This is a genomic window from Ursidibacter arcticus (genome assembly GCF_009761375.1).
GTDB classification, from domain to species: Bacteria; Pseudomonadota; Gammaproteobacteria; order Enterobacterales; family Pasteurellaceae; genus Ursidibacter; species Ursidibacter arcticus.
The window spans coordinates 37,800-52,514 of sequence record NZ_LEKM01000141.1 but is presented as its reverse complement, the minus strand read 5'-3'; the positions used below and the strand labels follow the sequence as shown (position 1 = coordinate 52,514).

Below are 14,715 nucleotides of genomic sequence, written 5' to 3'. Positions count from 1 at the left end.
CCGAATATGGAAGTGAGTGTCCTGCCTTATATTGAGCGTGGCATTTACGGCTCAAAACGCTATGGTGCAGAGTTGAGCTTAACAGGTCGTTTCTAAGCGATATGTTGTAGAATCGGTGTAATGGGGAAAATCAGCAACTATTTTGTCCATTACACCAATAAAAAACCACCTTCTCTTACGATTAGGTGGTTTTTTTTATCAGTTTAATTTAACTCTTATGCTTTTGCTTGAGCACGTTTACCCAAAATAACCGTAATGGTAAAGGCTAATGCTGCTGAAATTGCCATTCCTACACAATACATACCTAAACTCTCAGGTTTAATTGATGGAATACCTGGTAAACCTGCTGCACCTAATGCAATCGCTTTTACATTGAAGAATGCGATAAAGGCACTTGATACACCTGCACCGATCATTGCGGCAATAAATGGATAACGGAAACGTAAATTTACCCCAAACATTGCTGGTTCAGTAATACCAAGTAAGGCTGAAATACCAGAAGGCACTGCGATACCACGCGTTTTCGCATCTTTCATTACAAATGCTGCACCTAAACAAGCTGCACCCTGTGCCACGTTTGACATTGCAGCAATTGGGAAGATAAATGTACCGCCAGTGTTCGCCACTTCTGCTAATAATTGTGTTTCTACTGCAATGAAGGTTTGGTGCATACCTGTGATAACAATTGGTGCATAGAAAGTACCGAAGATTGCTCCACCGATAAAGCCTAAACTATCATATAACCACGTTAAACCTGCACTAATCAATGAGCCAGCTTCACGACCTAAAGGCCCAATTACAGTAAATGCTAAGAAGCCTGCGATAAATAACGAGAATAACGGAGTAATTAAGTTATCTAAGAAAGAAGGGACAATTTTACGGAAACCTTTCTCTAAGGTTGCTAATACCCACGCAGAAACTAAAGTTGGAATAACAGTGCCTTGATAACCTACTTTTTCAATTTCTAAACCAAGTACATTCCAATATTGAATGTTACCTTTTGCGAGCGTTAAAGCATAGTTCCAGCCATCTGCTAATGCAGGGTGAACTAATAACATACCCAACGCAGCCCCTAAGAATGGGTTACCACCAAATTTACGGGTTGCAGAAAAGCCTAATAAAACAGGTAAAAATACAAACGGTGCATTCGCAAAGGTATTCATTAAATCAACTAAATCTGCAATGCCAGGATACATATCAACTACGTTTACTCCTTCAGCAAAGAACCCTTTTGCCGTTAGCATTGAGTGAATTCCCATCAGCAAACCGCCTGCTACGATAGCTGGGATAATCGGAACAAAGATGTCAGCTAACCCTTTAACTGCACGTTGTAATGGATTTTGTTTTTCTGCCCCAGCACTAGCAACTTCTGATGTTGTCATATCGCCGATGCCTAACATTTTTGTCAATTCAGCGTGAACCTTATTTACCGTACCTGAACCGAAAATAATTTGATATTGCCCAGCAACTGAAAACTGACCTTTTACGCCATCAATATTTTCAATGCCTTCTTTATCAATAAGACTTTCGTCTTTTACAACCATACGTAAACGAGTTGCACAATGTGCCGCCGCTGAAATGTTTTCTTTGCCACCAAGTTTATCAATTACTTGCTGAGCAATTTGAGGGAAGTTCATAGTTACCACCTATTTGATGAGTGTTGAATATAAAAATTAACCACACACATTCTAACTAAAACGTTTTAGCTTAAAAAGCAAAATTTGCTAAAACGTTTTAGTTTTGTAATCCAGATCACATTTTTAGCAAATTTAGCAAAATAATAGAGATGTTAGAGAAGAATAAAGCGGTTAGATCTGTAAAAAATATAGCATATCTAACCGCTTAAAAATGAATAGATGCTGAATTAATAGCTAGAATTTACGATAACTTCTTCACCATAACCGCCTGCTTGTGGGAAAGGGGTATAGGTTGAATTTGTCGCTCGTAATACTCGAATACCACGAATACCCGCTTCCTTAGCAGCAAGAATATCATCATCACTATCGCCATAATGTAACTGTACATTATGTTTTAAGATACCTGCTGCTTTATTGTATTTGGTCTTTAATTGTTCTTGACCGTGTCCGCCCATAAAATTAACAGGTTGCATATTTTTTACATTAAATGTTTTTGCTAACAACGGGGTAACTTGATCGTCTTTACCTGCTGTGCGACCTGTAATAAAGAAGATTTGATCGCCACGCTCTTGGTGCATATCAATAAGCTCTTTTGCAACCTGTTTTGGAATAGAGTATTTATCACAACCTGCATTGATCTCGTCCCAGAAATCTTGATTTTTCAGATAACTATAATCATTTGGCGAATACTTCTCTTTACCGTAATAGAAACAGCCACTGCTCGCTAATACCGTATCATCAATATCAAAGCTAACATTCATTGGTGGCTTATCTTTCAAACTTTCTTTAATTTGTGCGATTGAAACCCAATGGATCGGAGCTTGTTGCTCTTCTGCTTGTCTTGTATTAAACCCAGCTTGAGTATAAGGCTCTTTCGGTGCTGCTTGTGCAGAAACAGCCATAACTAGCCCAAGAATAGTTGCCATTGTCGTTTTGGTAAGTAATTTCATTGTAAACTCCGAATAGTTAAGTAAAGGGTAGCTATTCTAATCAGCCCATTTTTCCTTCTCAATAAATAATTTTCAATTTCTTTGATTTAGTTAAAACTATGTATTCGGAAATAAAAATAATTGAATGTAAAATAGCGTCAGTTTTTTAATTTTAACGAGGTCAATATGCTCTATTTTGAGTTTCTACTATTACTTGCATTTTTATATGCAGGAAGCCGCTACGGCGGCATTGGTTTAGGGGTGGTATCTGGAATTGGATTGGTGGTAGAAGTTTTTATCCTTCGAATGCCTGTCGGAAAAGCACCCATTGATGTAATGCTGATTATTTTAGCCGTTGTAACCTGTGCATCTATTTTAGAGGCAGCGGGAGGCTTAAAATTTATGTTACAAGTGGCAGAAAAAATTCTGCGTAAAAATCCTAAACGTGTAACATTGCTCGGGCCATTAGTTACTTATGTAATGACATTTATGCTTGGAACGGGTCATTCTGTCTATTCTGTAATGCCAATTATTGCAGACGTAGCACTTAAAAATAAGATCCGTCCAGAACGCCCTATGGCTGCAGCTTCTGTGGCATCTCAATTAGCAATCACATCTAGCCCACTTTCTGCGGCAGTGGTATTTTATCTTGCGAAAATATCCGCTTTACCAGGCTTTGAACACGTTACCCTATTAAGCATTATTGCTGTTACCGTACCTGCCACATTTGCTGGTACTGTGGCACTTTCGCTTTACAGTTTACGTCGTGGTAAAGAGTTAGAAGACGATCCTGAATATCAACGCCGTTTACAAGATCCTATTTGGCGTGAACGTATTCTCAGTACAACCAGCACAACCTTAAATGATGCACTGCCACCTAATGCTAAAAAAGCAGTTTACCTATTCCTGCTCTCGCTCGTTGTCATCGTGGTTATCGCTATGTTCCCTGAAATTCGTACTGTCGGCACAGGGGAGAAAATCAAACCTATCTCAATGTCATTAATTATTCAAATGATGATGCTCTGCTTTGGTGGGCTCATTTTACTTGCAACTAAAACCAACCCACAAACTGTACCAAACGGCGTAGTATTTAAATCTGGAATGGTTGCAGCGATTGCTATTTTCGGGATTGCGTGGATGAGTGATACTTACTTCCAATACGCAATGCCACAATTCAAAGCAGGCATTACAGGTATGGTTGAAACCTATCCTTGGACATTCGCCCTTGCCCTATTCGCCGTATCTGTGGTGATCAACAGCCAAGCAGCCACCGCAGTAATGATGTTACCTGTGGGGATTGGACTAGGTTTACCTGCCCCATTATTGATTGGTTTGATGCCAGCAACTTACGCTTACTTCTTTATCCCGAACTATCCATCTGATATTGCAACAGTAAACTTTGACGTAACAGGCACAACCAAAATTGGTAAATACTACTTCAACCACAGTTTTATGATGCCAGGTTTGATTGGTGTCGTCGTAGCTTGCTTAGTGGGTATTGCTGTTGCCGAGATTGTGATTTAATCCGAGATAACTAGTCAAGATTTAATAATAAAGCGGTGAGATTTGCCTAAAATTTTGCAGTTACAAAAATTAAGAGAAATCCCACCGCTTGCTATATGCCTATTTATCTTTAAACGGTGTGGCATCAGCAACCATTACCGCTTTAAATTCACGCACCGTATAAACCGCTTGTTGAGTGGGGTAATACACATCTTCTTGCAAAATACGATCTAACTCTGCTCGGTCTTGTGTTTGAGCAATCACCACACCTGCAAATTGTTGGTCAAGATAAGGACCTAACATCAAAAAGTGTCCTGATCGGTGGTATTGAGCAAACCACGTTCGGTGCTGATTAAGTAAATCTTCGGCTTGTTCTGCGGGGATTTTGCTGTTATCTAATACAATATCAATAATATACATTGGTTATGTCCTTTTGGTTTATAGGGTGGTGATTTTATTGGCAAGCTCTTTGGCATAACGGCGTGCTTGGGCTTGCTGTTCTAAGATAGCTTGTTCATCTCGCCCAACGTAGCTTACGCCATTTAGCCACATTGCACCGCAATAAGATAATTGACAAAGTGTCGCGGTGGTTTTAAAACCAGCCAGATAATCTTCCATCGTATGCTGGAAAAATCCATCTTTTTGATAAGCGGTATCAGGTGCACCTGTGGTGATTGAAACCAATAATTTCTTACCTGCTAATTTTGCCCCCGATCCGTGAGCAAAACCGTGAACAAAGGTATCATCTAGCCATTTTTTCATTAAAGCAGGCATTGCATACCAATAAAATGGTACTTGCCATACAATAATATCGGCGTTTTCTAATGCTTGCTGCTCTGTTGCCACATCAAATTCATAGTGCTGATGAAGTTCGTCTAGCTTACGAATGTGGGCTTGTGGCAATAACTGTGCTAATTCATCAATAATGGCTTGATTAGCAATGGATTGTTTTAAATTTGGGTGTCCCGAAATAATTAAGACATTTGACATTGGTGTTTCCTCTAACATCATCATTTAAGATGCGTACATTATATCTTCATCATTTATAATGATAAGATAGGTATTTTATCATTCATTATTAGCTTTAAACTAATAATCACTCCGCAATAAAACGCACATTTCCTTTATTCATCAATAAACTTGGAGCAATAGCAACAACTTGTCTATGCTCTATCATTTGAGCGGTCTGTGTTAAATATTTTTGAAAGTAAGCCGTTTGACGAAGTGCTTGATACGCCTGTTCATTGGCGTAAATCTCATACAGATACCAACGATGGCTATCTGTTTTATCTTTTAAGGCATAAACCGCTAATACACCATCTTCATTATCAATCGCACTTTTCATCACTTTCACTAGCGATTGAGCAAATGCTTGATGATATTCAGACTTAATATCCAAAATCACAAAACGATTTATCGTATCTTTGGTTTGCTCAATCGTTTTATCTGCTAAAAAATACGGTTCAACGCTAATCTTGCGTTTGTGCTGTGTCAAAATATCGGGGGAGCGAGATAAAAAATAACGATATTGTTCCGATTGAATATGCGTTTGATAGGCTGATTCATCTGCATACATTTCAAACATATAAGCCATTTGTGGCATATCACTTCGCTTGGCAGAATACATCGCCAAAGTCCCCGCTTCATTCTTCAGTGAAGTGGTGATGTTATGCGTCCCCACGTCATCGTAAAGGGCTTCTTGCCCTGCTTGTATGCCTAATTCAAAAATATTAAAAATAGGAGTAGCTTGGGCGGTGATTGCCGTTGAAAATAAAAGGGCGGTTAATAATTTCTTCATTTGATTACTCTCTTTGTTACTAAAATTTAGATTAGCTTAAATAAACGTTCCGCGTTTCTAAATGCGATATTCTCTTTCTCTTGTTGTGAGATAGGTAAATCTTCAAGCCATTTTCTTGCTCCGTTAAGAGAAAGATAAGGATAATCTACCGAGAATAAAATTCGCTCACTTCCCATAAATGCTCGAATAAATTCTAAATGGGGTAAACTCAACATTCCACTTGGGGTAACATAAATATGTTCACGATAGGTTTGACTAATAGTTCGGCTCAAACCTGTGGCTTCTTGTGGAATACTATCATCAAGGCGTTGTAAATAATAAGGTACTAATTCTCCCCAGTGTCCACTAATCACTTGTAATTTAGGGCATTTATCAAAAATACCAGCCAAAATTAAACGTATTAATTGAATACCACATTCATTATGCCACCCCCAACCAAACATAGAAAAACGAGCAGAAACTTCCCGACTAAACCCTTGATAATAGGTTTGTTGAATATGGTGAAACGGAAGACCAGGATGTAAAAATAACGGAATTTCTAATTCACCCAAACGCTGCAAAATAGGTAAATAACGTTCGTGGTCGAGAAAATCCATACTTGGTCTGCCATTAATCAGCACCGCTTTTAAGCCCAGCTCATTTACACAGCGTTCTAATTCACCAATAGCAGCTCCTACATCGTGCCAAGGTAATGTCGCAAAACCACCAAATCTATTTGGGTTACTTTTAACCATTTCCGCTAAATGATTATTTGCAGCCTGAATAATATGTAAACTTTCTTTTCCGTCTATGGCTTGTGGAATACCTGCATAAGAAAGCATCTGCATATCTATTCCGTATTCATTCATTTCGTTTAAACGATTCTGCCCTATTTCAAACAGTTTACCCAAGGAAAGATCGCTAGCAATTACCTGTGGACGACTTAAATCTGTTACTTTATCTACCACATCTTTTCCCCAATCCGTTAAATAAGGTGCTTGCTGTAAAATAGCTGGCATTGATGCTCTGGCTAACACTGGGCTTTGAATATGTTCTTCAACTGCAATAATTTTTAATGGTGATGGTAATTGCGTTTTAGCAATATGCCCAGTTTCAGCAAAACTTCCTTTCAATAGCATCATCTCGCCTGCGATTACTCCTGATAGAGCCAAAAAATTTCGTCTATTTATCATCTACACTTACTCATTTTAAAGCGGTCAAATTTGCAAAAAATACCTTTAATCTGACCGCTTCTTGCTTTATACCATCGGTGATTCCCACGCACCACGAGTATCAACACCTGTCTGCTGTGCTAATTGCTCTAATTGGGTTATCTCACTTGCATTTAACACAATATGGGTAGCATTGAGTGCATCAGTAATATGTTCAGGTTTGGTTGCCCCCAAAATCGGCACTGCACCCTTGTTAATAGCATAAGCAACAGCGATTTGAGCGATATTGGCATTGTATTTTTGCCCGATAACGTGCATTGCATCGGTCAATTTTTCTAATTGGGGTAAAGCTTTATTATAGGTTTCGCCCCGTCCACTGCCTGATGGCATAGGGTTGTGAGTATGATATTTACCACTTAACGCCCCTTGTTCAAGCGTCATATACGCAAAAAAGGTGATGTCGTGTTGTTTGCAATAATCCAAAATACCAGCGTGTTCAGATGAACGATAAAGCAAACTAAAATGGTTTTGTACCGCAGATATTTTTAAATCATACTCGCCTAAAATGGCATTGGCTTGACGGATTTGTTCAAGATTATGATTTGATACACCGACTGCTTTTACCTTGCCCGACTGCAATAGTGGCACTAACCCCACTGTCCAACGTTCTACATCCATTGGATTATGAATCCAATAAATATCCAAATAATCCGTACCAAATCGTTTCAAACTGGCATCGCACATTTTTTCCACAGAGTTTTCATACATTTCGGCTAACTGTGGCGTAAATTTTGTGGAAACAATCACATCACGGCGATCATAAGCACTCATCAACGTTGCTAATATCTCTTCTGACGCACCTAAGCCATAAGCGGTCGCTGTATCAAACGCATTCAAGCCATTTTGGATTGCTAAATCAAATACACTCTTTAAATCTTCCGCTTGCATTGCTTGCCCAAATACCTGATCACCGCCGTACATTCCTGCACCCCAAGACCAAGTACCAAACATCACTTTGGGTAACTGTAATGATTTCATTGAATTTTCCTTTTATTTTTGATGAATTAATTTCGCTAAAAGCAGGGCTATTATAGAAAAAACATTTGTATAGAATAAGAAGGGTAATCTATAATTAATTATTAGATTTAAACTAACAATGAGATAAACAATGAATAGCTCAGTTTATGGGTATCTAACGGTATTTCACACCATTGTGGCAGAAGGTTCTATTGCAGGCGCAAGTCGCAAATTGCACATTGCACCGCCATCTGTCAGTCAATCACTCAAACTACTAGAACAATATATCGGCTTGCCACTGTTTCATCGTACCACCAGAAAAATGGAGCTGACCGAAGCTGGCACAAGGTTATTTGAAAGCACGCAAGATGCGATGCAATCCCTTTCGGTCGCCGTTGAAGCAGTGCAAGATTTAAAAGGTACGCCATCAGGAAAATTGAGAATCACCATTCCAAGAATAGCCTATTGGCTACTTATCAAACCACATTTTGCCGAATTCTGCCAACGCTACCCTGATATTGAATTAGAAATCGCCATTGATGATGGTACAGTGGATATTTTGCAAGAGAATTTTGATTTGGGTATTCGTTTTGGGGATAAAGTTGAAGAAAATCGAGTTGCCAAAAAGCTACTAGAACCCTTTCGGTTGGGGCTGTATGTTTCGCCTGCTTATGCAAAGCAATATGGTATTCCCAAAAGAATCGCCAACCTCCCCCAACACAAACTGATCAATTTTAGGTTTACCACTTCTAACCGCTTAATGCCCCTAACCCTAAATAACAAAGGGCAAGACATCACGGTAGAAATGCCGTCTGGCTTGATTGCCAATAATCTTGAAGTCGTTATGGACGCTGTTCGTCAAGGCTTGGGTATTGGACGAGTTTTTGAGCCTATCATCGCTCAACAGCCCGATGTGTCAAATTTTATCCCTGTGCTAGAACAACACTGGAAATATTTTCCACCTTTGTATCTGTATTATTTGCAACACAATCAAAAACCAGCCAGAGTGCGTGCGTTGATTGATTTTATACTGGAAAAAGCGGGGCTGTTGGGGGTGTAGGTGCTTTTGGGGATAGTAAGCGGTGAGATTTGCCTAAAATTAGGTTAGCGATAAATAACCGTTTTTACATAAAAAACGTGAAATTTTTCTTATTTTTCATGGCAAATACAAAAGACAGGCACGCCCTAAAAGTTTTGGGGACGTTTTGGGGAAATCTTTAAAAGTTTTTGGCAAATGGTCAGATTGGATTGGCATTCATCACAACCACCAAAGCCCTGCCATTGCTACCATCGAAGTTAGGCCTTGTTTTATCAAAATGGGTTTTTCCCTATGTGCCGACTTTGGCACTGGACGGCACGCTGATACTGGTCGGCTTGGCAGGCGAACTCACGCAAACCATTAACACCGTGCCAATGATTATGGGTCGCCGTAGCATTTTGGCATCTGTGATTGGCGGTATTAGCAAGACCCAAGAAATGCTAGATTTTTGTGCAGAGCATCATATCGTGCCAGATGTGGAAATGATAACGATGCAAGACATCAAGACCGCTTATGAACGAATACAAAAGAGCGATGTAAAATATCGCTTTGTGATTGATATGGGAAGTTTGAAGGGGTGATTTAGGAGTAGGGGAAAACACCGTCTTGGGAAAGGCGGTGTTTTTGTTTAAAAAAATCAACTTTCAAGCTATCTGAAATCAAACTCCTACTCATTTAGACTTGAAAAATAAGAAAAATGCCCAATCTTGACTTTATATGTCTGGTTTGGAGATTTTTTATGGGATTACCGCGAGCTTTTGTAGGATTTAGTAGTACAGACTTACATTATTATAGATTAATGCAAGCTTGGAAAGCCAATACAAATATTGACTTTAACTTTACAGACTGTCAGTTAAGAAATGAAATTAAATCTGAAGATGAAGACTATATCAAAAGAAAATGCCGAGAAAGAATTAATATGGCAGGCACTTTCATTTCTTTAATTGGACAAGACACGAAATCAAAGTATAAATATGTTCGTTGGGAAATTGAAGTTGCATTGGAAAAAGGTTGTCGCATAATTGCGGTTAATTTAGACGGTTCAAGACAAATGAACCCAAATACTTGCCCAGCAATTTTAAAAAATACTGGCACAATTTTTGTGCCATTTTCTCCAAAAATTATTGCTTATGCTTTGGAAAACTGGGAGCAAAAAGATTCTGAAAATTGGATTTATAAAGACTGGGTTTATCAAAGTTTGGGTTATTAAGATATAGGTTTTCATTATGGAAGAAAAAGATTTTCCTGCATTATATCGTTCAGCAGATTCACTTTCCTTGAAGTCTCAAAAGCATTTTTTTCGTGCTTTGGGGACTCATTTATTAGTTTTGATTATAGCAACTTTATTGCCGTTAATATTTTCTCAAACACCTATTTCTTATGCCATTCAAGCATGTGTCCTATTGTTTGCATTAGGGTGTTCAATTTACTTAGCAAAAGAACGCCCTGACCGTTATTGGTATGCAGGTAGAGCGGTCGCAGAATCCATTAAAACAATTACTTGGAGATACATTTCAAAAGCAGAGCCTTTTCAAGCAACCGATGATGATATTGCTAAAAGTGAATTTCGCAATTCATTAAAGTTAATTGTTGAGCAAAATAAAGAAATTTGCCAACAATTAACGGATTATTTAGCTGATGAACAGATTACTTCTGCAATGCTAAATAATAGAAGTAGAAATTTAGAAGAAAGAAAAAAATACTATCAAGAACATAGAATAAAAAATCAGTTATCTTGGTATGCCAAAAAAGCCAAATTTAATAAAGATAAGGCAAAAATGTTTTTTTGGATTTTGATAATTTCAAATATCATTTCTGTGATTTTAGCTGTTGCAAAAATTGTTTACCCGACAACAAGTTTCCCTATTGATGTTTTTATAGCGATTTCTGCCAGTTTATTAAGCTGGATACAAGCGAAAAGATATACTGAATTATCTGCTTCTTATGCTTTAACAGCACATGAAATCAGTCTGATTAACGAACAATCATTGAATGCTACAACAGATGAAGAGTTTTCTATATTTGTTGGGGACGCTGAAAATGCGTTCAGCCGAGAACATACTCAATGGGTAGCTAGAAGAGATGTGTAATGAGCAGGAATAACCAAAACCATTAGGACACCCAACTCCTAATGGTTTGATTTATTCAATGTATGATGAAACCCATTTTAAAAAAACTCCTTAAATTCACCCTAGCCACTTTGGGCATACTCACGCTTATCATCACCATTTTAGGCATAATGCTCTATCACAATTTGGGTGCATTGCCTGACTAAAGCCGTTTTACCCAGTTGCCCTATGATAAAAACGGGCAATTTGTGAACCTTTATACCGATAATTTACTCCATTACCCCAACCAAGCCACAGGCAAAAGCGGTTTTATTCGCTTTGATGGTTACACCCCAAACGGACGTTTGCTAATGATTTTATTGGATAAAATCAGTTTTGGACAGCCAAAACTTCGCCTATTATTGGTTTGGACACGCCACCGCTATTTTAGAATTGGACAGGCATCGTTTTTTGACCGACCCCATGTTCGACAACGCCAACCGCCTAAATTTTCCCCCAGCCCACCAAAACCTTACGCAAAAACTCATCAATTTTTTTGCTTAAAAAAATCATTCTGGCTTCGCCAAAATAAACTTTCGCCTTTTCTTTATCTACCGAATTTTTTAGCTCGGTTAGCTTGCCTAAGTCTATATTTTCTGGGGTATATTTTCTTGCCATCATCATTTGTAATAAATCGCCGTTCAAACCCAAACCTTCTATAATTTGTTGTACTTGGTCATTGACAGATTTTTGTTTGTAGTCAGTGATGTAGTCGCTCAATGTCATATCAGGGTTAAGCTGAACATCGCCTGATTGCACATCGTGCAAAAACTGCTCGGCGAATTTTTGGTCTTCTTTGCTTAACGTGGCAAAAGAGTGGTGCAACTCTTCTAAAGCGGTAATTTCTTCTACTCCACCGATAGCTTTGAGCCATTTTTCAAAACGACCATTCATATAATCTTGGTCAATTTTATCGGTTTCAATTTCATTGATGTGCGAACGCAAATCAAACGGCACAGCATCAGAGCCACCGCCACCACTGCCTTCTTCATACAAATCTTTATAACGAGCCAGCAGTTTGTCGTAGGTTGCTTGGTCAAAATTCAATGTAGCAGTGATAACGCTGTCGTCTTCCTGCTTGACATCGTAGCTTAATTTATCCCACCCAAAGCCCAGTAAGCGAGCCGATTGCAAATGGTCATTAAGCTGATTAAACAGCTTGATAAATTTGCCACAAGCGGTAATATCATCAGGATTTTTTGCAAAATCCGCCTGCCCTGCACATTTGAAAATATCGGCAATTTCAGCAAAAGCATCATTCATTTTATGGATAAAACAATCCAAATTATCCACAAAAAGCCCTCTTGGGCGGTCGCCTGAATACAGTTTTACCGCACGCTCAATGTTGCGTTTCATCGTATGCGGTTTGCGGTAATAGCGAATCAAGCCAAAAGGCTTGTCTGTTTTGTCGCATAGGCGGTTGGTGCGTGAAAATGCCTGAATCAGATTGGCATAATCCAACAGTTTATCCAAATAAAGCGTATTAACCCATTTGCTGTCAAAACCTGTGAGCATTTGATCCACCACAATCAACAAATCCAACTGCTCATCAGCTTTGATATTTTTATAGGTTTCTTTGTGAGATAGTCGCCAAGTCAAATCTGTTTTGAACTTAGCATAAGTGGCATAGCCAAAATTGGTATCAAATTGGGCGTTATAATCCGCCAAAATCTCGGCAATCCACGCTTCTTTATCGCTACCTTTTTCATCGTTTAGAATATTGGGGTCAAAAAGTGCGGTCAGTTTCAGTCCTGAATTTCTTGCCTTAATCAAACAGTAATAATTCACCGCTTCAGGGATTGAACTGGTGGCGAAAATAGCGTGATATTTTTTGCCTTGACTTAGACGCACCCAGTTGTCCAGCATATCGTCAATCACTGCATTGATGTGTTCATCGGTTTGATATTGTTCTTTGGGAATATAATCTTCAATGCCTTTTTGGTATTTGCCTTTGCTGTCGTTATCGCCTGCCATCGGCACATCATTCATCAAGCGGTTATAGACTTTTTTCTTGGCTTCATCGGCAAACACTTCGCTCTCACTTTTGGCTTTGGCTTCTTGTAAAGCAACGGCACGGCGTAAATCGCTGTCTTTAAACGTGCTGATATGAAACAGATGAAAGCCCAGTACATTCTCATCACGAATGCCATCAGCAATGGAATAACGGTGCAATTCATCGCCAAAAATCGTGGCGGTAGTCGCATTTTTCTTGGCGTTTTCGCTTTCAATCGGCGTACCTGTAAAGCCAAAAAAAATGGCATTAGTAAAGGTTTTTTTAATGGTTAAAAGCATATCGCCAAAAGTGGTACGGTGGGCTTCATCTATGATAAACACCAGTCGTTTGGCACTAATCTTGGCAATATCGGCTTCATTGATGCCTTCTTCGGCTTGGATATTGCTCATTTTTTGGATAGACGTAACAATCAAGCGGTCGCTGTCAGCACTGCTTTTGAGCTTGGCAAGCAAAATGGCGGTATTTTCTGTCGCCTGTACATCTTTTTCACTGTCGGCAAAATTCTGATACTCTTCCAACGACTGCTCGCCAAGTTCAATACGGTCAAGCAAAAACACCACTTTATCGGCATCTTTACGGCGACTGATAAGCTGAGCCGACTTAAAGCTAGACATCGTTTTGCCTGAGCCTGTGGTATGCCAAATATAGCCACCACGCTGATTGCCTGCTGTCCAGTCAGTTTTGGCTACTGTATCGGCGATTTTATTCACCGCATAATACTGATAGCTTCTGAGTACTTTGAGCTGTCCGTCTTTACTGTCGGCAATGGTGTAATCACCGATAAACTGATGAGCCATCGGAATGGACAAAAAATGTGTCGCTATCTTATCCCAATCATTGATATACTGATTATTAAAATCCGCCCAACGAAAATAAAACGCAGGGTTTAGCTTACTGCTGTTGGCAAAATAGCGACATTCTTCAGGCGACATCGCCACAAAAATCTGTACAAGGCTAAAAATCCCTGAAAACGCCCCTGCCTTATGATACCGTTCAATCTGATTGGTCGCTTGGCTAATCGGCACGCCTGAACGCTTAAGCTCAATATGAAACATCGGCATACCGTTAATCAAGAGCATCAAATCGCCACGTTGTTTTGGGTATAAGTCCGAACGTGGGCTAAAACGTGGCTGTCTTGCGATTTGATAACGGCTTTTGCCTGCCGAAATCTCTTCACGGTCAAAAATATCCAGTGAAATTTCTTTGCCAAAATGACGGCTTTGTTCGTTTTCACGCTTAATCGCTACCGTTTTACCATTGATAAATTCATTTAAGGCATAAGGCGTTTTTAGGATTTGCACTTGCTCTAAAATCTGACTCATTTCCGAGCGAATAAGTGGCACATCAAGCTTATCAATATGGCAGTTGGTTTTATCCAAATGCTTTTGCCAGTTGGCGATTAAGGCTTCTTCATCAGGGTAATTTAAAACGTCTTTTTCCCAACCTTTAGTTGCCAAAAGGGCGATAAGTGCGTTTTCAAAATCGTTTTCTTTGTTAAACATTTTTTCTCCTGCTTTTT

Annotated in this window: 13 protein-coding genes; 5 read left to right on the top strand and 8 right to left on the bottom strand. The window is 39.1% G+C overall.

What is annotated here, in order from left to right:
- Window positions 1–215: 215 nt before the first annotated feature.
- Complete coding sequence (locus A1D25_RS06365; protein WP_157394856.1) at window positions 216–1,637, bottom strand: sucrose-specific PTS transporter subunit IIBC; 1,422 nt, start codon at window positions 1,635–1,637, stop codon at window positions 216–218.
- Between the two features lie 227 nt (window positions 1,638–1,864).
- Window positions 1,865–2,587 (bottom strand): acid phosphatase AphA, encoded by a 723-nt coding sequence (gene aphA / locus A1D25_RS06360; RefSeq protein ID WP_157394855.1) that lies wholly within the window; start codon window positions 2,585–2,587, stop codon window positions 1,865–1,867.
- Between the two features lie 165 nt (window positions 2,588–2,752).
- On the opposite strand from aphA, the gene A1D25_RS06355 reads away from it, so the two are divergent.
- Complete coding sequence (locus A1D25_RS06355; RefSeq protein ID WP_157394854.1) at window positions 2,753–4,090, top strand: anaerobic C4-dicarboxylate transporter; 1,338 nt, start codon at window positions 2,753–2,755, stop codon at window positions 4,088–4,090.
- Between the two features lie 99 nt (window positions 4,091–4,189).
- On the opposite strand, the gene A1D25_RS06350 is transcribed toward A1D25_RS06355, so the two are convergent.
- The 5 genes from A1D25_RS06350 to A1D25_RS06330 form a co-directional block, all read right to left on the bottom strand.
- A complete protein-coding gene (locus tag A1D25_RS06350; RefSeq protein WP_157394853.1) occupies window positions 4,190–4,489 on the bottom strand; it encodes a YciI family protein in 300 nt (99 codons plus the stop codon).
- Window positions 4,490–4,507: 18 nt separating this feature from the next.
- A complete protein-coding gene (locus A1D25_RS06345; protein ID WP_157394852.1) occupies window positions 4,508–5,059 on the bottom strand; it encodes an NAD(P)H-dependent oxidoreductase in 552 nt (183 codons plus the stop codon).
- A 106-nt stretch (window positions 5,060–5,165) separates the two neighbouring features.
- Complete coding sequence (locus tag A1D25_RS06340; protein WP_157394851.1) at window positions 5,166–5,867, bottom strand: putative quinol monooxygenase; 702 nt, start codon at window positions 5,865–5,867, stop codon at window positions 5,166–5,168.
- Between the two features lie 26 nt (window positions 5,868–5,893).
- The gene (locus A1D25_RS06335) at window positions 5,894–7,018 is read right to left on the bottom strand and encodes an amidohydrolase family protein (protein WP_240327117.1); all 1,125 of its coding nucleotides are present in this window, start codon (window positions 7,016–7,018) and stop codon (window positions 5,894–5,896) included.
- 87 nt (window positions 7,019–7,105) lie between these two features.
- Window positions 7,106–8,056 carry an aldo/keto reductase gene (locus A1D25_RS06330; RefSeq protein ID WP_157394849.1) on the bottom strand — a complete coding sequence of 317 codons (951 nt, stop codon included), beginning with the start codon at window positions 8,054–8,056 and terminating at the stop codon, window positions 7,106–7,108.
- A gap of 130 nt (window positions 8,057–8,186) precedes the next feature.
- Here A1D25_RS06330 and A1D25_RS06325 point away from each other — a divergent pair, with 130 nt between their 5' ends.
- The 4 genes from A1D25_RS06325 to A1D25_RS06310 all read left to right on the top strand — a co-directional run bounded on the left by A1D25_RS06325 (window position 8,187) and on the right by A1D25_RS06310 (window position 11,164).
- Window positions 8,187–9,095 (top strand): LysR family transcriptional regulator, encoded by a 909-nt coding sequence (locus A1D25_RS06325; protein WP_157394848.1) that lies wholly within the window; start codon window positions 8,187–8,189, stop codon window positions 9,093–9,095.
- A gap of 272 nt (window positions 9,096–9,367) precedes the next feature.
- Window positions 9,368–9,655, top strand: coding sequence for an MDR/zinc-dependent alcohol dehydrogenase-like family protein (locus A1D25_RS06320; RefSeq protein WP_420825107.1), 288 nt, complete (start codon window positions 9,368–9,370; stop codon window positions 9,653–9,655).
- 158 nt (window positions 9,656–9,813) lie between these two features.
- Window positions 9,814–10,284, top strand: a complete 471-nt coding sequence (locus A1D25_RS06315) for a TIR domain-containing protein (protein WP_157394847.1) — start codon at window positions 9,814–9,816, stop codon at window positions 10,282–10,284.
- Window positions 10,285–10,300: 16 nt separating this feature from the next.
- Window positions 10,301–11,164 (top strand): DUF4231 domain-containing protein, encoded by an 864-nt coding sequence (locus A1D25_RS06310; RefSeq protein ID WP_157394846.1) that lies wholly within the window; start codon window positions 10,301–10,303, stop codon window positions 11,162–11,164.
- Between the two features lie 462 nt (window positions 11,165–11,626).
- Here the strand turns inward: A1D25_RS06310 and A1D25_RS06305 are convergent, their stop codons facing one another.
- Window positions 11,627–14,698: a type I restriction endonuclease subunit R, EcoR124 family gene (locus A1D25_RS06305; RefSeq protein WP_157394845.1), complete on the bottom strand. Its 3,072-nt coding sequence runs from the start codon at window positions 14,696–14,698 to the stop codon at window positions 11,627–11,629.
- Window positions 14,699–14,715: the final 17 nt, after the last annotated feature.